The organism is Pseudomonas sp. 44 R 15 (genome assembly GCF_900004965.1).
Taxonomy (GTDB): Bacteria; Pseudomonadota; Gammaproteobacteria; order Pseudomonadales; family Pseudomonadaceae; genus Aquipseudomonas; species Aquipseudomonas orientalis_A.
The window spans coordinates 17,835-42,026 of the sequence record NZ_CVTU01000047.1 but is presented as its reverse complement, the minus strand read 5'-3'; the positions used below and the strand labels follow the sequence as shown (position 1 = coordinate 42,026).

19 protein-coding genes are annotated in these 24,192 nt (G+C 61.1%); 10 read left to right on the top strand and 9 right to left on the bottom strand.

Annotated elements, in window-relative coordinates; genetic code table 11:
* The first annotated feature begins 111 nt into the window (after window positions 1-111).
* The 6 genes from BFP93_RS05360 (at window position 112) to cobA (ending at window position 9,448) form a co-directional block, all read left to right on the top strand.
* A complete protein-coding gene (locus tag BFP93_RS05360) occupies window positions 112-1,323 on the top strand; it encodes a nitrate/nitrite transporter (RefSeq protein ID WP_065892345.1) in 1,212 nt (403 codons plus the stop codon).
* Window positions 1,323-2,993 (top strand): bifunctional protein-serine/threonine kinase/phosphatase, encoded by a 1,671-nt coding sequence (locus BFP93_RS05355; protein ID WP_065892344.1) that lies wholly within the window; start codon window positions 1,323-1,325, stop codon window positions 2,991-2,993. Before BFP93_RS05360 ends, BFP93_RS05355 begins: the two co-directional genes overlap by 1 nt.
* A gap of 225 nt (window positions 2,994-3,218) precedes the next feature.
* The gene (gene nirB / locus BFP93_RS05350; protein ID WP_065892343.1) at window positions 3,219-5,672 is read left to right on the top strand and encodes a nitrite reductase large subunit NirB; all 2,454 of its coding nucleotides are present in this window, start codon (window positions 3,219-3,221) and stop codon (window positions 5,670-5,672) included.
* Window positions 5,669-5,986, top strand: a complete 318-nt coding sequence (gene nirD, locus BFP93_RS05345) for a nitrite reductase small subunit NirD (protein WP_065887851.1) — start codon at window positions 5,669-5,671, stop codon at window positions 5,984-5,986. Before nirB ends, nirD begins: the two co-directional genes overlap by 4 nt.
* Window positions 5,986-8,694 (top strand): nitrate reductase, encoded by a 2,709-nt coding sequence (locus BFP93_RS05340; RefSeq protein ID WP_065892342.1) that lies wholly within the window; start codon window positions 5,986-5,988, stop codon window positions 8,692-8,694. Before nirD ends, BFP93_RS05340 begins: the two co-directional genes overlap by 1 nt.
* A 10-nt stretch (window positions 8,695-8,704) precedes the next feature.
* Complete coding sequence (cobA, locus tag BFP93_RS05335) at window positions 8,705-9,448, top strand: uroporphyrinogen-III C-methyltransferase (RefSeq protein ID WP_065892341.1); 744 nt, start codon at window positions 8,705-8,707, stop codon at window positions 9,446-9,448.
* A 60-nt stretch (window positions 9,449-9,508) separates the two neighbouring features.
* Here cobA and BFP93_RS05330 read toward each other — a convergent pair whose 3' ends face one another.
* The 8 genes from BFP93_RS05330 to ppsA form a co-directional block, all read right to left on the bottom strand.
* Window positions 9,509-10,489: an OmpA family protein gene (locus BFP93_RS05330; RefSeq protein WP_065892340.1), complete on the bottom strand. Its 981-nt coding sequence runs from the start codon at window positions 10,487-10,489 to the stop codon at window positions 9,509-9,511.
* A gap of 107 nt (window positions 10,490-10,596) precedes the next feature.
* Complete coding sequence (gene sigX, locus BFP93_RS05325) at window positions 10,597-11,187, bottom strand: RNA polymerase sigma factor SigX (protein WP_057721193.1); 591 nt, start codon at window positions 11,185-11,187, stop codon at window positions 10,597-10,599.
* Between the two features lie 87 nt (window positions 11,188-11,274).
* On the bottom strand, window positions 11,275-12,099 hold the full coding sequence (locus BFP93_RS05320) for a mechanosensitive ion channel family protein (RefSeq protein WP_003193288.1): 825 nt from the start codon (window positions 12,097-12,099) through the stop codon (window positions 11,275-11,277).
* 2 nt (window positions 12,100-12,101) lie between these two features.
* Window positions 12,102-12,347, bottom strand: coding sequence for a CrfX protein (locus BFP93_RS05315; RefSeq protein WP_065887847.1), 246 nt, complete (start codon window positions 12,345-12,347; stop codon window positions 12,102-12,104).
* Between the two features lie 86 nt (window positions 12,348-12,433).
* On the bottom strand, window positions 12,434-13,429 hold the full coding sequence (locus tag BFP93_RS05310) for a zinc transporter ZntB (RefSeq protein ID WP_065892339.1): 996 nt from the start codon (window positions 13,427-13,429) through the stop codon (window positions 12,434-12,436).
* Between the two features lie 25 nt (window positions 13,430-13,454).
* Window positions 13,455-13,946, bottom strand: a complete 492-nt coding sequence (gene rraA, locus BFP93_RS05305; RefSeq protein WP_065892338.1) for a ribonuclease E activity regulator RraA — start codon at window positions 13,944-13,946, stop codon at window positions 13,455-13,457.
* Window positions 13,947-14,176: 230 nt separating this feature from the next.
* Window positions 14,177-15,166 (bottom strand): alpha/beta fold hydrolase, encoded by a 990-nt coding sequence (locus tag BFP93_RS05300; protein WP_065892337.1) that lies wholly within the window; start codon window positions 15,164-15,166, stop codon window positions 14,177-14,179.
* Window positions 15,167-15,272: 106 nt separating this feature from the next.
* Window positions 15,273-17,648 carry a phosphoenolpyruvate synthase gene (ppsA, locus tag BFP93_RS05295; RefSeq protein ID WP_065887843.1) on the bottom strand — a complete coding sequence of 792 codons (2,376 nt, stop codon included), beginning with the start codon at window positions 17,646-17,648 and terminating at the stop codon, window positions 15,273-15,275.
* 178 nt (window positions 17,649-17,826) lie between these two features.
* Between ppsA and BFP93_RS05290 the strand changes: the two genes are divergently transcribed.
* The gene (locus BFP93_RS05290) at window positions 17,827-18,645 is read left to right on the top strand and encodes a posphoenolpyruvate synthetase regulatory kinase/phosphorylase PpsR (protein WP_003230310.1); all 819 of its coding nucleotides are present in this window, start codon (window positions 17,827-17,829) and stop codon (window positions 18,643-18,645) included.
* Between the two features lie 241 nt (window positions 18,646-18,886).
* Here BFP93_RS05290 and BFP93_RS05285 read toward each other — a convergent pair whose 3' ends face one another.
* Complete coding sequence (locus BFP93_RS05285; protein ID WP_065887930.1) at window positions 18,887-20,311, bottom strand: aminotransferase-like domain-containing protein; 1,425 nt, start codon at window positions 20,309-20,311, stop codon at window positions 18,887-18,889.
* Between the two features lie 160 nt (window positions 20,312-20,471).
* Here BFP93_RS05285 and BFP93_RS05280 point away from each other — a divergent pair, with 160 nt between their 5' ends.
* From BFP93_RS05280 to BFP93_RS05270, 3 genes are read left to right on the top strand one after another with little or no spacing between them, the layout of a single operon-like run.
* Window positions 20,472-21,365 (top strand): DMT family transporter, encoded by an 894-nt coding sequence (locus BFP93_RS05280; protein WP_163001595.1) that lies wholly within the window; start codon window positions 20,472-20,474, stop codon window positions 21,363-21,365.
* 23 nt (window positions 21,366-21,388) lie between these two features.
* Window positions 21,389-23,251 (top strand): molybdopterin-synthase adenylyltransferase MoeB, encoded by a 1,863-nt coding sequence (gene moeB, locus BFP93_RS05275; protein ID WP_065892335.1) that lies wholly within the window; start codon window positions 21,389-21,391, stop codon window positions 23,249-23,251.
* Window positions 23,252-23,265: 14 nt separating this feature from the next.
* Complete coding sequence (locus BFP93_RS05270; protein ID WP_065892334.1) at window positions 23,266-24,180, top strand: PLP-dependent cysteine synthase family protein; 915 nt, start codon at window positions 23,266-23,268, stop codon at window positions 24,178-24,180.
* Window positions 24,181-24,192: the final 12 nt, after the last annotated feature.

The following is a 24,192-nucleotide window of genomic DNA, read 5'->3' as shown; positions in this document are numbered from 1 at the left end:
CACACCCGGTTTGCCCTCGCGAACCCGGTGGCGGCGTTTTTTTTCGTTTCGGCCCCAGCGCATGGAGCCACCAGGTCTTCCGACAAGCCCCCCCAACCGTTGAGGTGCGTGATGAAATCAAGCTTCTGGAAATCCGGGCACACCCCGACCCTATTTGCCGCGTTCCTGTATTTCGACCTGAGTTTCATGGTCTGGTACCTGCTGGGGCCCCTGGCGGTACAGATTGCCGCCGACCTGCACCTGAGCACTCAACAGCGCGGGCTGGTCGTCGCCACGCCGATCCTGGCGGGCGCGGTGCTGCGCTTTCTCATGGGCATGCTGGCCGACAAGCTGTCGCCCAAGACCGCCGGGCTGATTGGCCAGGTGATTGTCATCGTGGCGTTGTTCTGCGCCTGGAAACTGGGCATTCACAGCTACGAGCAGGCCCTGTTGCTGGGCATGTTCCTGGGCATGGCCGGTGCCTCTTTTGCCGTCGCCCTGCCGCTGGCCTCGCAATGGTATCCGGCCGAGCACCAGGGCAAAGCCATGGGCATCGCCGGCGCCGGCAATTCCGGCACCGTGTTTGCCGCCTTGCTGGCACCGGTACTGGCGGCGGCCTTTGGCTGGAGCAATGTGTTCGGCTTCGCCTTGATTCCGCTGATTCTCACCCTGATCGTGTTCGCCTGGCTCGCGCGCAATGCCCCGCAACGCCCGAAAGCCAAGGCGATGGCCGATTATTTCAAGGCCCTGGGTGATCGCGACAGTTGGTGGTTCATGTTCTTCTACAGCGTGACCTTTGGCGGCTTTATCGGCCTGGCCAGCGCCCTGCCCGGCTACTTCAACGACCAGTACGGCCTGAGCCCGGTGACCGCCGGCTACTACACCGCGGCCTGTGTCTTCGGCGGCAGCCTGATGCGCCCGCTGGGCGGCGCCCTGGCGGACCGTTTCGGCGGGATCAAGACCCTGCTCGGCATGTACAGCGCGGCGGTGATCTGCATTGCGGCGGTGGGTTTCAACCTGCCCAGTTCCTACGCTGCGCTGGCGCTTTTCGTCTGCACCATGCTCGGCCTCGGCGCCGGCAATGGCGCGGTATTCCAGCTGGTGCCCCAGCGTTTTCGCAGTGAGATCGGCGTGATGACCGGCTTGATCGGCATGGCCGGCGGCATCGGCGGTTTTGCGCTGGCCGCCGGCATGGGCGCGATCAAACAGAGCACCGGCAGTTACCAGCTGGCCCTGTGGTTGTTCGCCAGCCTCGGCGTATTGGCCTGGTTTGGCCTGCACGGCGTCAAACGCCGCTGGAGAACCACCTGGGGTTCGGCTGCCGTGACCGCCGCACGCGTCTGATGAGCCTGCAACTGAGCATCGCCCAGGCCAGTGCGATTGGCCCCAGGGCAGAAAACCAGGACGCGTTGCGGGTGGTCACGCCCAGGGCGGAGCTGGCTGCGAGCAAAGGCTACCTGTGCGCATTGGCCGACGGCGTCAGCCAATGCGCCGATGGCGGCCTGGCCGCGCGCTCGACCTTGCAGGCGCTGGCCCTGGACTACTACGCCACGCCGCAGACCTGGGGCGTGGCCCAGGCGCTGGAACGCTTACTGGTCGCGCAGAACCGCTGGCTGCAAGCCAATGGCGGCGGTCAGCCGCTGCTGACCACCCTCAGCGCCCTGGTCTTTCGCGGCCGACGTTTCACCCTCGCCCACGTCGGCGATTGCCGCGCCTATCGCTGGCTGGACGGCGAGCTGCAGCGCATCAGCGAAGACCATGTGTGGGACCAACCGGGCATGCAGCATGTGCTCAAGCGCGCCCTTGGCCTGGACCAGCACCTGGTACTGGACTTTCTCGATGGCGAACTGCGCGCAGGCGAATGCTTCCTGCTGCTCAGCGACGGAGTCTGGGCGACGTTGGGCGACCACAGCATCCGTGCGATTCTGCGCGAGCAGACCGACCTGGACCTGGCGGTCAACACCCTGGTCAATGCCGCGCATTTGGCCGGAAGCCAGGACAATGCCAGCGCCTTGCTGGTGCGCATCGATGCCCTCGGCGCCGCCACGCTGGGCGACGCGCTGGTGCAGTTGCAGCAGTGGCCGCTGCCGCCACCGCTCAAGGCCGGGCAACATTTTGAGGGTTGGCAGGTGCACAGCCTGCTGGCGCAGAGCCGACAGTCGTTGCTGTATCGGGTACGGGATGATCAGCAGCGGCCCTGGCTGCTGAAAACCCTGGCATCAAGCCGCGACAACGACACTGACGCCGCCCAGGCCCTGCTCTCGGAAGAATGGTTTCTGCGCCGGGTCGCCGGCCGCGCGTTCCCTGAAGTGCATGCCGCCGGTGAGCGCCAGCATTTGTACTACGTGATGCGCGAATACCCGGGGCAAACCCTCGCCGAACTGTTCAAGCGCCACGGTCCGTTGTCCCTGGCGCAATGGCAGTCCATCGCCGAACGCTTGCTGCGCGCGGTCGGCCTGCTGCACCGGCGGCAGATCCTGCACCGCGATATCAAGCCGGAAAACCTGTTGCTGGGGGACGACGGCGAACTGCGCGTGCTGGATTTCGGCCTGGCCTACTGCCCGGGGCTGTCGCAAGACCCTGCCGGCGCACTGCCCGGCACCCCGAGTTTTATCGCCCCGGAGTCATTCAACGGTGAACGTCCTACCTCACAGCAGGATTTGTACAGCGTCGGCGTCACCCTCTATTACCTGCTGACCGGCCACTATCCCTACGGCGAGATCGAAGCCTTCCAACGCCCGCGCTTCACTCACGCGGTCAGCGCCAGCCGCTACCGTCCCGATGTGCCGGACTGGTTGCCCGCAAGCCTGGAACGCGCCGTGGCCGCGCATCCGCAGCAGCGCTATGAGACCGCCGAAGAATGGCTGCTGGTACTGGAACAGGCCGACCGGCGCGAGTTGAGCGTGCGTCCGCGCCCTTTGCTGGAGCGTGAACCGCTCAAGGTCTGGCAAGCGCTGGCGACCACTTCGCTGCTGATCAATCTGGTGCTGCTGTTCTGCCTATTGCACCACTAACGGGCAGATCCTCCGGCCCCTATGGGTTTAAAACTCAATAAAACCGGGGATATCGACACTTGGCACAGCGGCTGCATCAGCTTGCCCAACAACCCACATATAGCCGCGCCTTCAACGTCGAAGGATCGAGCTTCCCGAGAGAACGGGACCAGGACAAAGGCGTCCTCGCTAGGTAACTAGCGGGGACGCCTTTTTTTGTTTGCGCGTGATTGGTCGGAGAGCGACATGAAAAAACTCAAACTGGTGATGATCGGCAACGGCATGGCCGGGGTTCGCACCCTGGAAGAATTGCTCAAGCTCAGCAGCGACCTGTATGACATCACGGTGTTCGGCGCCGAGCCCCACACCAACTACAACCGCATCCTGCTTTCACCGGTGCTGGCCGGCGAGCAGACCTTCGAAGAGATCGTACTCAACGACCTGGACTGGTACCTCGACAACCACGTCAAGCTGCTGCTCAACCGCAAGGTGGTGCAGATCGATCGGATCAAGCGCCGCGTCATCGCCGAAGACGGCACCGCAGCCGAATACGATCGCCTGCTGATCGCCACCGGCTCCACGCCGTTTATCCTGCCGATCCCTGGCAACACCTTGCAGGGCGTGATCGGCTACCGCGATATCGCCGACACCCAGGCCATGATCGACACCGCCAAAACCCATAAACACGCGGTGGTTATCGGCGGCGGGCTGCTCGGCCTGGAAGCGGCCAACGGCCTGATGCTGCGCGGCATGCACGTGACCGTGGTGCACATCGGTGAATGGCTGCTGGAACGGCAACTGGACAAGACCAGTGGCCAGCTGCTGCAAACCGAGCTGGAAAGCCGTGGCCTGGTGTTTCGCCTGTGCGAACAGACCCAGGCCCTGCACGACGCCGGCAACGGCCGCGTCGGCTCGGTGCAGTTCAAGAACGGTGACATCATCCCTGCCGACCTGGTGGTCATGGCCGCCGGTATCCGCCCCAACACCGAACTGGCGGAAAAGTCCGGCATCCCCTGCAACCGAGGGATTCTGGTCAACGACACGATGCAAACCTACGACCCGCGCATCTACGCCATCGGTGAATGCGCCAGCCACCGTGGGATCGCCTACGGCCTGGTCGCGCCGCTGTTCGAACAGGCCAAGGTGTGCGCCAACCACCTCGCCCAGTTGGGCTTCGCCACCTATAAAGGTTCTGTCACCTCCACCAAGCTCAAAGTCACCGGCATTGACCTGTTCTCCGCAGGCGACTTCATGGGCGGCGAAGGTACTGAGACCATCACCCTCTCCGACCCCATCGGCGGGGTGTACAAGAAACTGGTGATCAAGGATGACATCCTGGTCGGCGCCTGCCTGTACGGCGATACCGCAGACGGCGGTTGGTATTTCCGCCAGATCCGTGAGAACCACGCGATTGGCGAGATTCGCGATCACTTGATGTTTGGCGAAAATGCGCTGGGCGACGTCGGCCATCAAGGGCAGGACAAGGCCATGAGCATGGCCGACAGCGCCGAAGTCTGCGGCTGCAACGGCGTGTGCAAGGGCACTATCGTAAAAGCGATCCAGGAACAGGGCCTATTCAGCGTCGATGACGTGAAGAAGCACACCAAGGCGGCCAGCTCTTGTGGGTCCTGCGTGGGGCTGGTGGAACAGATTCTGATCAACACCGTGGGCGGGGCCGCCGACGTCAAGCCCAAGAGCGAAAAAGCCATCTGCGGTTGCAGCGACCTCAACCACGGGCAGATCCGCCAGGCCATCCGCGAGCAGCACCTGCTGACCATCGCAGGCACCATGAGCTACCTGAACTGGCGCACGCCCAACGGTTGCGCCACCTGCCGTCCGGCGCTCAATTACTACCTGATCTCGACCTGGCCGGGCGAGGCCAGGGACGACCCGCAATCGCGCCTGATCAACGAGCGCGCCCACGCCAATATTCAGAAAGACGGCACCTATTCGGTGGTCCCGCGCATGTGGGGCGGCGTGACCAATCCGTCGGAACTGCGCCGCATCGCTGACGTGGCCGACAAGTACAACGTGCCGATGGTCAAGGTGACCGGCGGCCAGCGCATCGACTTGCTCGGCATCAAGAAGCAGGACCTGCCCGGCGTGTGGAAGGACCTCGACATGCCGTCCGGGCACGCCTACGGCAAATCCATCCGGACCGTGAAGACCTGCGTGGGCAGCGAGTTCTGCCGCTTCGGTACACAAAACTCCACGCAACTGGGCATTGAGCTGGAGCATGACCTGTTCAACATGTGGTCACCGCACAAGGTCAAGCTGGCGGTGTCCGGCTGCCCACGCAACTGCTCGGAAGCAGGCATCAAGGACGTCGGCATTATCGGTGTGGACTCAGGCTGGGAGATGTATATCGGCGGCAACGGCGGGATCAAGACCGAAGTCGCGGAGTTCTTCGTCAAGCTCAAGACCGCCGAAGAGGTGCGCGAATACAACGGCGCATTCCTGCAACTGTACCGCGAAGAAGCCTTCTACCTGGAGCGCACCGTGCACTACCTGCAGCGGGTCGGCATGGACCATATCAAGAAAGCCGTGCTGGAAGATCCGGCCCGGCGCCAGGCCCTCAACGAGCGCCTGCAGTTTTCCCTGTCGTTCGAGCAAGACCCCTGGAAAGAACGCCTGGAACAGCCGCTGCTGAAAAAAGAATTCGATGTGATCCCGGTCAAGCAATTGGAGGTGCCGGCATGAACTGGCTGGATATTTGCGCCCTGGAAGAAATCAACACCCTGGGCTCGCGCATCATCAACGGGCCCAAGGGCGACATTGCGATTTTTCGCACCAGCGACGATGAAGTGTTCGCACTCGATGACCGTTGCCCGCACAAAGGCGGGCCGCTGTCCCAGGGCTTGATCTATGGCAAACGCGTGGCCTGCCCGCTGCACAACTGGCAGATCGACCTGGCGTCCGGTGAAGCCCAGGCGCCGGATATCGGTTGCGCCCATCATCACCTCGCCCGCGTGGAAAACGGCCGAGTGATGCTGGCCCTGCGGGATGCAGGGTGATGAACCGCCAGGTCACGGCGTCCACCTGCTGTTATTGCGGGGTGGGCTGCGGCGTGCTGATCGAGCATGACGGCACCCGCATCCTCGGCGTGCAAGGCGACCCGCACCACCCGGCCAACTTCGGCAAACTGTGCAGCAAGGGCGCCAGCCTGCACCTGACCGGAAACCTCGACGCCCGTGCCTTGTACCCCGAGTTGCGTCTGGGCAAAGACCTGGCCCGCGCCCGCACCGACTGGGACACCGCCCTGGAACATGCGGCCAACGTATTCGCCCACACCATTGCCGAACACGGCCCCGACAGCGTGGCGTTCTACATCTCCGGGCAACTGCTGACCGAGGACTACTACAGTTTCAACAAACTGGCGCGGGCGCTGGTCGGCACCAACAATATCGACAGCAACTCACGGCTGTGCATGTCCTCGGCAGTGGTGGGCTACAAACGTAGCCTCGGCGCCGATGCGCCACCGTGCAGCTATGAAGACCTGGAGACCAGCGACTGTGTGATGATCGTCGGCAGCAACATGGCCTACGCGCACCCGGTTCTGTTCCGACGTCTGGAGGAGGCCAAGGCGCGACGGCCGCAGATGAAAGTGGTGGTGATCGACCCACGGCGTACCGACACCTGCGACCTGGCCGACCTGCACCTGGCGATCCTGCCGGGCACGGATGTCGCGCTGTTCCATGGAATTTTGCATCTGTTGTTGTGGGAAGACTGGATCGACCGCGAGTTCATTCACGCCCATACCGACGGCCTGGCAGCGCTCAAACGCCTGGTGCATGACTACACGCCGCAAATGGTCACGCAACTGTGCGGCATCAGCGTCGAGCAGTTGCGCCTGTGCGCACAGTGGGTGGGCACCTCCAGCAGCTTCTTGTCGCTGTGGTGCATGGGCCTTAACCAATCCACCGCAGGCAGTGCGAAAAACAGCGCGCTGATCAACCTGCACCTGGCCACCGGTACGATTGGCCGCCCAGGCTGCGGGCCGTTTTCCCTGACCGGTCAACCCAATGCCATGGGCGGGCGCGAGACCGGCAGCCTGTCGAACCTGCTGCCTGGGCACCGCGACGCCGCCAACCCCGAACACCGCGCAGCAGTAGCCGCGTACTGGGGTGTCGATCAACTGCCGGCAACCACCGGCCTCACGGCGATCGAATTGTTTGAACAGGTGCAGGCGGGCAAGATCAAGGCGCTGTGGATCGCCTGCACCAACCCCGCCCAATCATTGCCGGACCAGAATGCAGTGCGTGCCGCCCTGGCGGCGTGTCCGTTCGTGGTGTTGCAGGAGGCCTTTCGAACCACCGAAACCGCCGCCTACGCCGACCTGCTGCTGCCCGCCGCCAGTTGGGGTGAAAAAGAAGGCACGGTGACCAACTCCGAACGGCGTATCTCCCACGTGCGTCGCGCCATCCCCCCACCGGGCGAAGCGCGACCGGACTGGGCGATTACCGTGGATTTCGCGCAGCGCCTGGAGCGCCGTCTGCGGCCGGGGCTGGACAGCCTGTTTGCCTTTGAGCAACCGGCGCAGATCTTTGACGAGTTCAAGCTATTGACTCAAGCGCGCGACCTGGATTTTTCAGGCCTCAGCCACGCCCTGCTTGACCGGCTCGGCCCGCAACAGTGGCCGTTTCCCATGGGCGCACAGGCCGGGACGCCACGCCTCTACGTCGACGGGATTTTCCCCACCGATAATGGCCGCGCGCAGTTTGTTGCCGATCCCTATCGCGCCGCCAGGGAGCAGCGTGACGCACGCTTTCCCCTGACCCTGATTACCGGTCGTCTGCGCGACCAGTGGCACGGCATGAGTCGCACCGGCACGGCGGCGCAGTTGTTCGGGCATGTCAGCGAAGCGCTGCTGAGCCTGCACCCGGACGAGTTGCGCCGTCACCGCTTCAAGGAAGGCGACCTGGTCAACCTGAAAAGCCGTCGAGGCAATCTGGTGGTCGCGGTCACCGGCGATGACAGCGTGCGCCCCGGTCAAGCGTTCCTGCCGATGCATTGGGGCGACCGTTTTCTCAAAGGTGGCGTGAATGTGCTCACCCAACCGGCGTTCGATCCGTTGTCGAAACAGCCGGAACTCAAACACAGCGGTGTGCGCCTGGAAGCGGTGCAACTGCCGTGGCAGCTGTTTGCGCTGATCGAAGGAGACGTGCAACGACACTTCGACGCCCTGCGCCCGCTGTGCGAAGCATTTGCCTACGTCAGTTTGAGCCTGACAGGACGCGAACGGCCTGCGCTACTGGTGCGTGCAGCCCATACCGAGGCGCCCGACCTGCAGATACTGACCCGCATCGACCAGTTGCTGGGCCTGCATGACGGTCCGGTGATGGCCTACGACGACCCGCGCCGCTCTATCGGCAAGCGCGTGAAAATCGAACAGGGCCGCATTACGGCGGTTCGCCTGGCCGGTGAAACCCTGGCCCGGCATTGGCTGCAAAGCCTGTGGCTGGAGGGCCGCACCGACGATCAACTGCGTCGCTGGCTGTTGGCGCCACTGAGCGCCCCACCGGGGGGAGCGGCGGCCAGCAGCAAGGTCCTGTGCAATTGCAAGAATGTCAGCGAAAACGCGGTGTGCGCCGGGATTGCCCGTGGCCTGGACCTGGTCGGGCTCAAACAGCAACTGGGATGCGGCACGCAATGCGGCTCCTGCGTGCCGGAAATCAAACGTCTGCTGGCCGTCGGCCCGCAGCCAATCGCAATCAGTGTGTGAGGGGAACAACATGAGCGCAAAAGTGTGGCTCGTAGGCGCTGGGCCCGGTGATCCGGAGTTGCTCACCCTCAAGGCGGTAAGGGCCCTGCATGAAGCAAACGTGGTGTTGATCGACGATCTGGTCAACCCGGCCGTCTTGGAACACTGCACCGACGCGCGCGTGATAACCGTCGGCAAGCGCGGCGGCTGTCGCTCCACGCCGCAGGCGTTTATTCACCGCCTGATGCTGCGCTATGCGCGTCAGGGCAAGTGCGTGGTGCGGCTTAAAGGCGGCGATCCATGCATTTTCGGGCGTGGTGGCGAAGAGGCGACGTGGCTGCGCGAGCGTGGGATCGAGGTGGAGCTGGTCAACGGCATTACCTCGGGGCTGGCTGGAGCGACGAATTGCGATATCCCGTTGACCCTGCGCGGCGTGAGCCGTGGCGTGACCCTGGTCACTGCGCATACCCAGGATGACAGCAGCGTGAACTGGCGCGCACTGGCCGAAGGCGGAACGACGCTGGTGGTGTACATGGGCGTGGCCAAGCTCGAGGAAATCCGGCAACAGTTGCTGGAAGGCGGCATGGCTGCGGATATGCCGGTGGCGATGATCGAAAATGCATCGTTGCCCGAACAGCGCGAATGCCGTAGCCACCTCGTTGCCATGCATGAAGACGCGCAGGCTTTTGCGCTGAAAAGCCCGGCAATCCTGGTGATTGGCCGTGTTGCCGGCGCAGCACAGATGGCGTGCGATGCGGCAGCGGCCAGCGCTTGAGGTAAATCGCAGGCGAAAAAAAGCCCGGCCTAAGCCGGGCTTTTTGTGAAACTCGGCTAATTACTTAGCTTGAGCTTCAACCGCTGCTTCTACGCGACGGTTAACAGCGCGACCAGCTTCAGTTGCGTTGTCAGCAACTGGGCGGGATTCGCCGTAACCTACGGAGGTGATGCGGCTAGGAGCTACGCCATCTTTAACCAGGACTTGCTTAACAGCGTCAGCACGACGCTGGGACAGCTTCTGGTTGTAAGCGTCTGGACCTACGGAGTCAGTGTGACCAGCAACTTCTACGTTGGTGTCTGGGTACTGAGCCATGAAGTCGGCCAGGTTTTTGACGTCGCCGTAGCTGTTAGGCTTAACAACCGACTTGTCGAAGTCGAACTTAACGTCCAGCTCAACACGAACAACCTGAGCAACCGGAGCTTCTGGCTCTGGAACTGGCTCTGGAGCTGGTGCTGGGGTAGGAGCTGGAGCAGCTGCGCCAGCGTTACCGCCGAAGTTCACACCCAGGCCAACCAGTGCGGAGTAGTCCCACTTGCCGTTGTCCAGACCGTAGTCAGCTTCAACACCAGCACGAGCGTACAGGTTGTTGGTGAAGTAGTACTTCACGCCGGTACCGATGGTAGCGAAAGTGGTCTGGTCGCGACCGCTGTGGCCGTCAGCCTGAACGTTGGTACGGCTCTGGTGGCCGAAACCGCCTTCAACGTATGGACGCAGGCTGTCAACGCCAGCTTGACCGAAGTGGTATTGGGCAACCAGGCTGCCGGTATCACCTTTGATCTTCTGGCTACCAGTACCGTCGTTCGAACGGGTGTGGTTAGTCTTGTCGTAGGACAGGTTCAAGGACAGGTCGTCGGTCAAGAAGTAACCGATGCGAGCGCCAGGATTGAAGCCGTCTTCGATGTGCTTGACGCTATCGTTGTACTGCTTCTTGTAGAACAGCTCGCCTTCAACTGCGCCTTGGCCTTGTGCCAGAACGCCGAAAGAAGTAGCGGCAATAAGAGAACCAATGGCCAAGCCCAAGGTGTTTTTCAGTTTCATCCGTTAAATCCCCATCTGGTGATTGTAAAGCAGTCCCACAAACCGGGGGACAACTCGGCGACAAGTCTAACAGAACTTGCCTACACGTAAGAGATATTTGCTACGCACTAAGTTTCAGTCTCGCCCGCAAATTTCTCACGTAATTTATCAAGAGCACGTTTGTAACGCATCTTTGTAGCACTCAAACCCATGTGCATGATGTCAGCGATTTCTTGAAATTCCAATTCTGCGACGAAACGTAGCACCAGAATTTCACGATCGATCGGATTCACATGCACCAACCAGCGATCGAGTCCGCCCTTTTCCTCGGGTGTCGGCGCCTTTTCTTCAGACGCTTCCTCGAGGGGGTCCAGACTCAACGCGTCCATCAAGCGACGCTTTCGCCGTTCCTTACGATACTGCGTGATGCACTCGTTGTACGTGATGCTGTAGAGCCAGGTCTTGAACTTCGATTTGCCCTCGAAGTTCTTCAGGCCGTACAGCACCTTGAGCATCACTTCCTGACAGACATCGTCCGCATCTCTATCGTTCCCTAAATACCTTGAACAAACGTTGAACAGAGTGCGTTGATACCTGCGCATCAATTCTTCGTACGCGCGTGTTACGTGAAACAGCTCCGTGTGCGAACGCGCGACCAACTCCTCATCAGAGAGCTCACGGGGGTCATAGCGCGTGGACAGCGTTTGGGCTTTATTCAAAACAAGTCGTGCCGGCAGTCAGGTCAATGTCCGCTGCAACCCGGTCAGCCGGGTTCGCGGCGGCGTACATTAGCAGGGTTTGCCGGTTTAGCGGCTACTGACCTGCTGCTCCAGGAGAATCCGGTTGGACAGCGACACCAGTTCTCCGTCGTCGGTCAGCACGGTCGTCTTGACTGTACCGATCTCCTCGATCTGCCCTTCGACCTCGCCCACACGCACCTGTTGCCCCACCTGATACAGCTCACGCACATAGATTCCCGCAAGAATCTGACCGGCAATTTCCCGGCTTCCCAAGCCCATGGCCAGTGCAACGGCCAGACCAACGGTAATCAAAACAATCACAATAACGTGGTTCAGCAGGTCGGTCTTGACCTCCAACTGGCTGATCGCAACCGAAATACTGATGATGATCACCAGCCCCTGGGCGATTCGCCCAAGGCCCGCCGCATAGTCCAGGCCGACCCCTTCGGCGGCTCCGCGTACCAGGCCATTGGCCAGTTGCGCGAGTAAAACGCCTACCAGCAGCACCAGCGCGCCGCCGAAAACTTTCGGCAAATACAATGCCAGCATGTCGAGCGTAGCTGAAACTCGCTCAAGTCCAAGGGACTGAGCCGCAGAAACCAGGAAAATAAGTAGAACGAACCAATAAACGATCTTGCCGATCAGCGTCGAAATCGGAACCTGCAACCCGGCACGGCCCAGCAGCTTGGTCAGCCCGGTGCCGGCCATCAGGCGGTCCAGCCCGAGCTTGGCGAGCAATTTGGACAACAGGGTGTCAAGCAGCTTGGCCACGACAAAGCCCAGCAGCACCAGGACCAGGGCACCAAAGAGGTTGGGAATGAAATTCGCCACCTTGGTCCACAATGCGGTCATTGCGGTGACCAGGCTCTGGGTCCAGAGATCAAGTTCCATATTCAATCAGCCTTATCAGCAGTGCGAGCAAGAGGTTTATGTCGGGAAACAGGCGATACATGGGCCGAACCATTGTTCAGGGCCATCATCAACGCCGGCACCCAACGCCCGAGCAGACCGAACAGGGACCCCGCCCCAACCTGACGGTTGGCGGTTTTCAGTACGCGGCCCAAGCAGGCATCGTCATCCCGGTTGGATGGCGAAGCATTGAGCATGTCACGCAAAGACTGTTCGAACGGATCGTGCATAGAGACCTCTCGCAAGTGATTTAAAAGACGAGGGTAAAATTCATCGGGTCACATCGACCCTTTCCTACGTTCAGCTCATATTCAGCTCAAACCCAGCGTAACCGTCGAAAAAGCCACCATTGACCCAGCGCCACCGAGACCATCAACAGGCACGCAATCATGAATCCGTAGGGGCTGCCGGAAAACGGGATGCCCCCCACATTGATGCCCAGCAAGCCGGTCAGGAAACTCATCGGCAAGAAGATGCCGGTGATGATGCCGAAGCGGTACATGGTGCGGTTCATGCGCAGGCTCAAACGTCGGTCTTCGGCCTCAAGCACAAGCCCCACGCGCTCTCGGGCCAATTCGAGTTCTTCCAGGTAGCGGGTCAGGCTGTTGTGTAACTCGTTCCAATAGTCAGCATCGTCATCACAGAACCACGCCAGTTTGATTCGCGTCAGCTGCGCAAAAATATCCCGTTGCGGCGCGAGGAAACGCTTGAGCCCGGCCGCTCGCCGACGGATCTGCAGGACGCTGCCGTGCTCGGGGGTGTACCGTTCGTCGGCATCGAGTTTTTCTTCCTCGGCATCGACAATTTCGGACAGTCCAGTGACCAGATCCTGCACTTTATTGGTCAGGTATTGCGCCATATAAAGGATCAGTTCCGACGCGGTCCTGGGCCCCTTGCCCTCGGCCAACTGCACCAGCAGCTCATCGGTGGCGCGTAACGGGCGCAGCCGCAGGGAAATCACACGATTGGCCGCTGCGAATATACGTACCGAAACCATGTCCTCCGGTTCCGCGCCGGGGTTGAGATTGATTCCGCGCAGAAAGAGCAGCAGTTCGGCATCCGGCAACGGCAGCAGCCGCGGACGGGTGTTTTCTTCCAGCAGCAGGTCACAGGCAAATTCACTCAGACCGCTGGATTGGCGCAGCCAGGTCTGGGTTTGCGGATGGCTGCGGTCCCAATGCAGCCACAGGCTTTCCTGGGGCTGCAGTTGCAACTCGTCAAGCTCGGTCCGGGCAATCGAACGCGCACCGCCTTTACCGTCCAGCACCAGGGCATGCACCAGCCCCCACTGCGCGTTGTCTTCCTCGAACATCCTCATCCCTTTCGGCTACTGCGGTTTATTCCGGCATTTTCAGTGGGCTGGGCGAGACGATCACCCCGTTGTTGTCGGCGTACACGTATTCACCCGGGCGGAACGTCACGCCTGCAAAGTTCACCACCACGTTCAGGTCACCCAGGCCGCGCTTGTCGGTTTTCATCGGATGGGCGGCCAGGGCCTGCACGCCCAGGTCAGTCTGGGCAAGGACATCGACATCGCGGATGCAACCGTAGATCACCATGCCTTCCCAGCCGTTTTTCGCGGCCTTTTCGGCGATCAGGTCACCGAGCAACGCACGCCTGAGCGAACCACCGCCATCGACCACCAACACCTTGCCGGCGCCCGGCTGCTCGGCCTGAGCCTTGACCAGGGAGTTATCCTCGAAGCATTTGAGGGTGACAATCTCGCCGCCGAAGGAGTCTCGGCCACCGAAATTGCTGAACATCGGCTCAAGCACCTGCACCAGCTCCGGGTAGGCGTCGCACAGGTCGGGGGTCACGTAATGGTCCATCGCGAAACTCCTGTCATCAAAGAAGGGGTCGAACAGCTCACGGCATACATCAGGAAAACGTGCTGCAGCAGGCATTCTTTAACTGCCCGGCCACCGGCGCCGGTCATGATCAAACCGCAATCAACGCAACGCAACAGCCGTTACGCGACTGAATATGACCAGAAGCGCCTGAGGCGTCATATCTTAGCCGCAACCACTCAAGAGTGAAACGGCCTCGATAGCGCGCTTCGTCACACCGCCACAGCCACCTCGGGACGGGTGCCGAGCACAGGTGTCAGCGGGTCTTTCAACCAGCGCTCCACCAAGGGCCACACTTGGGCCTGCGCGGCTTTGCTGACCAGCATTTGTACATGCCCGAAATCTTCGGTAAAACCCTGCCGACGCCCCAGGCACAGGTACTGGCGATGCTCGCTGCCGACTTGCTCGAACAGCTTGCGACAGGCCCAGTCCGGGTCCTGCCGATCGCCCGCCGCGCTGACCGCCAACAACGGCACGTCGACCGCTGCCAGGCCTTTCCACCAATCGCGCTCGGCGTCGCCAAAGCGGCCGAACAGGCCGTTCCAGCGCAGCGCTTCGATCATCACGCCGGCCGGTTCGTCCTCCGGCCCGCGCTTGAATCGCGGGCCGGACACCTGGGCCAGACGCTTCAGGATCAATCGAGCGCCCCACTCCACCGGTGGAATTTTCAACGGCCAATGCGTGCGGCTGACCTGGCAGCCAAATAACGCCACCGAGGCCACTGACTGCGCGTTCAAGGTTTGACCACCCAGCGCCGCAGCCAAGGTCGTGGCGCCGAGGGAATGCCCGATCCAATGCGGCACCTGCCCGCTTTGCTCGTGCACAAAGGCGCCAATGGCCGGCAAATCGTAACGTGCGTAGTCGGCAACGCGGTTGCGCACGTAGTCGCGGTTGCGCCGGGACAGGCCATGGCCGCGCATTTCCGGGATCCACACATCAAAACCCCGGCGCGCCAGGTGAGCGCCCAGGCCGATGCCCTTGGGCGAATACCAGAAGCGCCGATTGGAAAAACTGCCGTGCAGGAAAATAACCGGCGTGCCCCGGTTTTCCGGGACATCGGCCAGACCCAACCGGGTAACCGCCAACTCGACGGTCGCGTCGGGGCTGTTGCCGGGCTTGAGGCGGTACACATCTTCACTCAGGTCGCCACGACGTTCAGCGCTGATCAGGGCGACAGGAAACAGGTTGCTGCTGCTTTGCATAATGTTCTTGCACAAAAAAGGGCGGCGTCCGGCAGGAATTCCGCCCTGTACAGATAAGAATGCCGGTCACCCTCGACAGGTGACCGGCACTTTTGACGTAGCGGCTTTAAGCGGACGCTTGGCCTTCGGCGAGGAAGAACCAGGTTTCAAGCACGGAATCGGGGTTCAGCGAGACACTTTCGATACCCTGTTCCATCAGCCATCTGGCCAGGTCAGGGTGATCGGAAGGGCCCTGGCCACAGATACCGATGTACTTGCCGGCCTTGTTACAGGCCTGGATGGCGTTGGACAGCAGCTTCTTGACCGCAGGATTTCGCTCGTCGAACAGGTGAGCGATGATCCCGGAGTCACGGTCCAGGCCCAGGGTCAGCTGGGTCAGGTCGTTGGAGCCGATGGAGAAACCGTCGAAGAACTCCAGGAACTCTTCGGCCAGGATCGCGTTGGACGGCAGTTCGCACATCATGATGACGCGCAAGCCGTTTTCGCCACGGGACAGGCCGTTTTCAGCCAGCAGGTCCACGACTTGGCTCGCTTCGCCCAGGGTGCGCACGAACGGCACCATGATCTCGACGTTGGTCAGCCCCATCTCGTTGCGCACACGCTTGAGGGCGCGGCATTCGAGTTCGAAACAGTCACGGAAGGCTTCGCTGATGTAACGCGAGGCGCCACGGAAACCCAGCATGGGGTTTTCTTCTTCCGGCTCGTAAAGCTTGCCGCCGATCAGGTTGGCGTATTCGTTGGACTTGAAGTCCGACAGTCGCACGATGACCTTTTTCGGGTAGAACGCCGCTGCCAGGGTGCTGATACCTTCCACCAGCTTCTCGACGTAGAAGCCCACCGGGTCGTTGTAACCGGCGATGCGCTTGTCGACGCTTTCCTTGATGTCCAGCGGCAGGCCGTCGTAGTTCAACAGGGCCTTGGGGTGCACGCCGATCATGCGGTTGATGATGAATTCCAGGCGGGCCAGGCCCACACCGGCGTTCGGCAACTGCGCGAAGTCGAAGGCGCGGTCCGGGTTGCCGACGTTCATCATGATCTTGAACGGCAGGTCCGGCATGGCGTCGATGGAGTTCTGCTTGATGTCGAAGCCCAGTTCGCCTTCGAAGATGAAGCCGGTATCGCCTTCGGCGCAGGACACCGTCACACCCTGGCCATCTTTCAACAGCTGGGTGGCGTTGCCGCAACCGACCACCGCAGGAATTCCCAGCTCACGGGCGATGATCGCCGCGTGGCACGTGCGTCCGCCACGGTTGGTCACGATGGCGCTGGCACGCTTCATCACCGGCTCCCAGTCCGGATCGGTCATGTCGGAGACCAGCACGTCACCCGGCTGGACTTTGTCCATCTCGGACACGTCCTTGATGATGCGTACCTTGCCGGCGCCGATGCGCTGGCCGATGGCGCGGCCTTCCACCAGCACGGTGCCGGTTTCCTTGAGCAGGTAGCGTTCCATGACGTTGGCCGACGTACGGCTCTTAACGGTCTCGGGACGGGCCTGCACGATGTACAGCTTGCCGTCGTCACCGTCCTTGGCCCACTCGATGTCCATCGGGCACTTGTAGTGCTTTTCGATGATCATCGCTTGCTTGGCCAGCTCGCTGACTTCAGCGTCGCTCAGGCAGAAACGCGCACGCTCGGCCTTGTCGACGTCGACGGTCTTGACCGAACGACCGGCCTTGGCCTCGTCGCCGTAGATCATCTTGATCGCCTTGCTGCCCAGGTTACGGCGCAGGATGGCCGGGCGACCGGCCTCAAGGGTGTGCTTGTGCACGTAGAATTCGTCCGGGTTGACCGCGCCTTGTACGACGGTTTCACCCAGGCCGTAGGCGCCGGTGATAAACACCACGTCACGAAAGCCCGATTCGGTGTCCAGGGTGAACATCACGCCGGCGGTGCCGGTTTCCGAGCGCACCATGCGCTGCACGCCGGCAGACAAAGCCACCAGCTTGTGGTCGAAACCCTGGTGCACGCGGTAGGAAATGGCGCGGTCGTTGAACAGCGAGGCAAACACTTCCTTGGCCGCGCGGATCACGTTTTCCACGCCGCGGATGTTCAGGAACGTTTCCTGCTGACCGGCGAAGGAGGCGTCGGGCAGGTCTTCGGCGGTGGCCGAGGAACGCACGGCGACCGCCATGTCCGGGTTACCGGCCGACAGGGTGGCGAAGGCGGTGCGGATCTCTTCGTTGAGCTTCTCGGGGAACTCCGCTTCCATGATCCATTGGCGGATCTGGGCGCCGGTCCTGGCCAGGGCGTTGACGTCATCGACATCCAGGGCGTCCAGGGCAGCGTGGATCTGGTCGTTGAGACCGCTCAGCTCAAGGAAGTCACGGTAAGCCTGGGCCGTGGTGGCAAAACCACCCGGCACCGACACGCCAGCGCCTGCAAGATTACTGATCATCTCGCCGAGGGATGCGTTCTTGCCCCCCACGTGCTCTACATCATGGACGCCGAGCTTATCGAGGGAAACTACGTACTCTACCAAGGTGATCTCTCCACTTTCTGTGTTGGAAAAGCTCAGGACGCGGCTTGCTCAGTAGGAGCGAACGCCAGCGCTTGTGGCCTGGACCTGGAAAATAAGTGAGAATGCGGCCCACTGCGGGACGGCAAAATCGCGCCTATCATATCCAAGATTCGCCATCAGCTTAAGGCCCAGGGCTCAAATGAAACGATCTGCTTTCTTTATTTCCGATGGCACCGGCATCACGGCCGAAACACTGGGCCAGAGCCTGCTCGCGCAGTTCGAAAACATTACCTTCGCCAAATTCACGCGGCCTTATATAGACAGCGTGGACAAAGCGCGGGCCATGGTACAACAAATCAATCTGGCGGCTGAAAAAGACGGTTGTCGCCCGATCATTTTCGACACCATCGTCAATCAAGACATTCGTGAGATTCTGGCGACCTCGAATGGTTTCATGATCGACATCTTCTCCACGTTCCTGGCGCCATTGGAACAGGAGCTGAGCGAACATTCCTCTTACTCCGTCGGAAAGTCCCATTCCATTGGTCATAATTCCAATTATATGGAGCGTATCGAAGCGGTGAACTTCGCCCTCGACAACGACGACGGCGCCCGCACGCACTATTACGACAAGGCCGACCTGATCCTGGTAGGCGTGTCGCGCTGCGGCAAGACCCCGACCTGCCTGTACATGGCCATGCAATTCGGTATTCGCGCAGCCAACTACCCGCTGACCGAAGACGACATGGAACACCTGACGCTGCCCGCCGCCCTGCGCGCGCATTCGCACAAGCTGTTCGGCCTGACCATCGACCCGGACCGCCTCACCGCGATCCGCAATGAACGCAAGCCCAACAGCCGTTATTCAAGTTACGCCCAGTGTGAGTTCGAAGTGCGCGAAGTGGAAAATCTGTTCCGTCGCGAGAATATTGCGCACATCAATTCCACGCATTTTTCAGTGGAAGAGATATCGGCGAAGATTCTGGTGGAGAAGGGTGTGGAGCGCAGGTTCAAGTGACCTGTATTGCCTGAGCTGACGCTATCGGTATGAACCAAACTTCTGCTACGCCGCTGAACCTGTGGGAGGGGGCTTGCCCCCGATGGCGGTGGATCAGTCACCTGATGCACTGACTGACACTCAGCTATCGGGGGCAAGCCCCCTCCCACATTTGATCTTCGCTGCTCTGAGCATTTCGTTCGCTTAACTGACTGGCATTAGGGCAACCCCCCTCCCACACGACCCAATTGTGTCAGTCTGGCTACAGGTGAAACCTTCCCCCTCCCTGCCCCAGCGCCGTCGCCAGCGCATCGAACCCCGCCCGCAGCAACTGATCATCCCCCGAGGTATTGCAAATACTCGCCCGGATAAACTGCGGCACCGCCGTCTGCCCCACTGCAAAGGCTTCGGCGGTCGCGATCAGGTAGTTGTTCTGCTTGAGTTCCGCCTCGATTTCCGACGCGCGCCAGGGTTCCGGTACTTCGATCCAGAAGTGCGGGCTGTTGAGGTGAGTGCGGTACTGCAGGCCGCTCAATAAGCCCTCCACCAATGCCTTGCGCCGGGTTATCTCGTTGATCTGCTGGCGCAGCAGGTATTGCGCCGTGCCGTTTTCGATCCATTGGGTCGCCAATTCCAGGGTCACCGGGGTGGCCATCCAGCAGGTCGAACGCAACGCCGCTGAAATACGGCTGACCAACGCCGGCGGCGCATGCACATAGCCCACGCGCAGCCCGGCCGATACCGCCTTGCTCAAGCTGCTGATCAGGATCGTACGCTCAGGGGCGAAATAACTGAGGGGCGCAGGACGATCCTCTACCAGCACCCCGTGGGCCTCATCCTCAAGAATCAGCAGATTATGTTCACGACAGACCTTGGCCAACGCTTCACGGCGCGGGACTGACAGCACGGCGGTTGTGGGATTCTGGATCGTTGGCGTGCAATACAATGCCGAAACCCGGTGATTTCGACAGACTTCATCCAGCGCGCCCGGCAGCACGCCTTCGTCATCCATCTCCAGCCCGATCAAGCGCACACCCAGCATACGCGCGGCGGTGATAAGCCCTGGGTAAGTCAATTGCTCGGTGACCACCGTGTCGCCGGCACGCAGCAACGCCATCATTGCGCAGAGCAGGCCGTGCTGGCCGCCATTGACGCAGATGACCTGCTCGGGAATCGGATGGAAATCGCGCTGCACCAGCCATTGCGCACCGGCCTCGCGGTAGCGCGGCAGGCCCGCATCCGGGGTATAGGCGCTGATGTCCTGGAGAAATTTGCCGTTGGTCGACAGGGTTTGGAAGCTCTGGGCAAGGAACACCGTCTCCTGACCCGGAATATGCATGTTGCGGCTCATGTCGAAGTACTGGCGCGGCTCCTCGCTGACGTTGCGAAAGCCTTCATCACGCTGGCGCTCCATCCCACGCTTGCGCACGAATGTGCCGTCACCCACGCGCGCGACTACCAACCCCAAGCGCTCCAGCTCACCGTAGGCCCGGCTGATGGTGCCGATAGTGACGCCCAGATTGTCGGAAAGGACCCGATGGGGCGGCAGTTTTCTTCCCGGTTCAATCGTGCCTTCAAGGATGCCCCTTTCCATGACATCGGACAGGCGCTTGTACTTCACGCCCTGACCATTGGACAACCCCTCACGCATAATTGACACCATGTCAATATTTGTTTTGACAGTCATCATTCGCCCTAATAGTGTGCTTTTGCGGGTTCAATCAGCGGATTGAATCACTTATAACAAGTCCAATATAGAGTTCAATTCCGGCTCAGGGAAGCAATAAACGATGCCAATGTCCGCCATTCTTGAAAACACCGCAAAAACCAAAACCCGCAAACAATGGCTGGCCGGGTTGATCACCAGCGTGATGTTCCTGATCGTGTGCCTGAGCTGGGGCACCACCTGGCTGGGCATCAAGATTGCGGTGGAAAGCGTGCCACCGCTGACGTCAGCAGGCCTGCGCTTCCTGATCGCCTTCCCGTTGTTCCTGTGTTTCGCCATGGTGCGCCGCGAGCCGATTCTGTTCCCACGGGAAAGTCGCTGGTTCTTCGTGTTCGTGACCCTGTCCTACTTCAGCATTCCTTATTACCTGCTCAATTACGGCGAGATGCACGTCTCGTCCGGCCTGACTGCCCTGCTGTTCAGCTGCATGCCGGTGTTCATCCTGATCTTCTCCGCGCTGTTCCTGCGCGAGCGCATCTACCTGTCCCAGGTGGTCGGCATCGGCATCGGTTTCGGCAGCCTCTACATGATTATCAAGAGCCAGGGCCTGCACCTGGACCATGCCGAATTCTTCGGCGTACTGGCGATTCTGGCCGCCGCGATCATGCACGCGTTGTGCTACGTGATTACCAAGCAAAAAGGCAGCGCCATCAGTGTCATCACCTACAACACCCTGCCTATCGGCATTGCCGGGCTGATGCTGTTCGTGGCCGGCCTGTGGTTTGAAAACCCGACCTTCGACGCCATCACCCTGCGCTCCTGGAGCGCGCTGTTCTACCTTGGGCTGGTCGCTTCGGTGGGTGGTTTCATTGTGTATTTCATGCTGCTCAAGCGCCTGAGCCCGATCATCCTGTCCTTCGTGTTCATCATCTTCCCCGTGTTCGCGGTGATCATCGGCGCCTGGTACGAAGGCGTGGAAATTTCCCGTGACCTGATGCTGTACTCGGCGATCCTGCTGGCCGGCTTTGCGATCACCAAGCTGCCCATCGAAAAACTGCTGGCGAAGAAAAATTGACCCTCACCCCAAGCGAGAGAAACATGGAAGTCCTCCGCCCCCACGCCCTGGAACAGATCTACGCCCACGCAAGCCGCAGCTATCCCGAGGAGTGCTGCGGTTTCATCTTCGCCGACGGCAGTGTGTACCTGGGCAGCAATATCCAGAACGAATTGCATCGCAGGAACCCGCAGATGTACCCGCGCAGTGCGGCCAACGGCTACACCTTTTCGGTCGCCGATACACTGCTGCTGAACAAGGCCTTTCGCAGCGACAACCCGGTGGTGGTGATCTACCACTCGCACCCGGATGTCGGCGCCTATTTCAGTGATGAAGACCAGGACAAGGCGCTGTTCCTGGGCGAGCCGATCTACCCTGTCAGCTACCTGGTGGTGGATGTTCGCCAGGGCCAGGCCCTGGGGTCAAAGCTGTTTGCCTGGGATGGCAAGCATTTCGCCCTTCAACCTTTCAACGACCTGCACACGGAGTTGTCCATGAACGCTGTCTCTTTCCCCGACATTCTGGTTCGCGTGGCCAAGCTGCCGCAATCGACCCTTGAGGGCGCCGGATCGACATTGCGCGAAGTCATTGAAAACCTCTGCGACAGTCACCCACAGTTGCGCCCGCACCTGTTTCACGAGCAGAACAACCAGCTCAAGGAGCACTTCCTGTTTACCGCCGAGGACGCGTTGATCGACGCCGACGACAGCTTGCCGGAAAACGCTCGGATTGAAGTGCTGCTGGCCACCTCCGGCGGCATCGACGTCGACACCCTGAGCAACGAAGAAGTGCAACGCTACGTACGCCATATCACCCTGCCCGGTGTCGGCCGTGAAGGTCAGTTGAACCTGAAAAAAGCCAGGGTACTGATCATCGGCACCGGTGGCCTGGGCTCACCCATCAGCCTGTACCTGGCGGCGGCCGGCATCGGCACCCTGGGTCTGGTGGACTTCGACGTGGTGGAAAGCAGCAACCTGCAACGCCAGGTCGTGCACGGCAACAGCACCCTGGGCATGCCCAAGGTGGAGTCCGCCAAACAACGCTTGCAGGACCTGAACCCCCACATCCGGATCAACGCGCACAACACCGCACTCAATACCGACAACGCCCTGGAACTGGTGGGTGCCTATGACCTGGTGATCGACGGCACGGACAATTTCGACACCCGCTACCTGGTCAATGACGCCTGCGTGCAATTGGGCAAGCCGCTGGTATACGGCGCGATCTACCGCTTCGACGGGCAAATCAGCGTGTTCAATCATAAAGGTGGGCCGTGCTACCGCTGCCTGTTCCCCAAGGCCCCGCCCGCAGAGCTGGCGCCCAATTGCAGCGCCGGCGGGGTCATCGGCGTGTTGCCGGGGGTGGTCGGCATGATCCAGGCGACCGAGGCGATCAAACTGCTGATCGGCATTGGCGAACCGTTATCCGGCCGCTTGATGCGCTTCGATGCGCTGGCCATGAAATTCAGCGAAATCCGCTTCAAGCGCCGTGCCGACTGCCCGTGCTGCTCGGAGCTGCGTCACAGCGAGACCGCCACGCCGGTGGTGTGCGCGGATGCCGTGCCGAGTCAGCCGTCCCTGGCCGAAGAACGCTACATCGAGCCTCGGCTGCTCAAGCAAGTGATCGACAACCCCCGCAGCGCCGACGTGTTGCTCGACGTACGCGACGCCAGCGAACTGGAAGTGTGCAAACTGCCGGGCGTGGTGCACATCCCCCTGGCCGAGCTGGATGAGCAGCTCGGCAGCCTGAGCCGCGACAACACCCATTACCTGATCTGCTACGCCGGCACGCGTGCCGAGCAGGCCGCCAGTACCTTGCTGGCGGCGGGCTTCGCCAACACCAAAGTCCTGCAGGGCGGCATGAAACATTGGGTGCGCGACGTCGAACCCGACATGCCGCTGTACTGACCGGGGGCCGACCGATGCTGCATAACTCCATTCTCGACGTGATCGGCCAAACCCCGATCGTGCGTCTGGCGCAGTTTTCCGAAGACCTCGGCATCGAGGTCTACGCCAAGCTGGAATCCCTCAACCCGGGCGGCAGCCACAAGGCGCGCATCGCCCTGGGCATGATCCTCGACGCCGAGCGCCGGGGCGTGCTGATGCGCGACTGCGGACAAACCATCATCGAACCCAGCGGCGGCAATACCGGTATCGGCCTGGTGATGGTGGGCAATGTGCTCGGCTACAAAGTGGTGCTGGTCATCCCGGACAACTACAGCCCCGAAAAACAGAAGCTGCTGCGCCTGTATGGCGCCCGGGTGGTGCTCTCGGACAGCCGCCTGGGTAACAACTCCCACGGCGAAAAGTGCATGGAACTGCTGTTGGAAAACCCCAATTACGTGATGCTCAACCAGCAGCGCAACGGCGCCAACCCGCAAACCCACCGCGACACCACCGCGCCGGAAATCCTCCGCGCCTTTGGCGAACGGCGGGTGGACTACTTCGTCAGCGGCATCGGCACCGGCGGGCATATCACCGGTATCGGCGAAACCCTCAAGGCCGCCTGGCCGGCACTGCGCATCATGGGCGTGGAGCCGGAGGAATGCGACTTGCTCAAGGACCTGCACGCCCCGCACGCCATCCAGGGCCTGTCGATTGGCCTGATCCCGAGCATTCTCAACCTGGACGTACTGGACGGCATGCTCAAGGTGTCGCATGGGGCGTGCCTGGAGATGATCAAACGCATCATGCGCACCGACGCCATCAGCCTGGGGCTGTCCTCGGCCGCCAACATGGTCGCCATCGCCCAACTCGCCCCGGAACTGCCGCCCGAAACGGTGGTGCTGACCATGGTCTACGACAATGCCGACAGCTACCTGCCCAGTTTCGAATAGCCGGTTACCCAA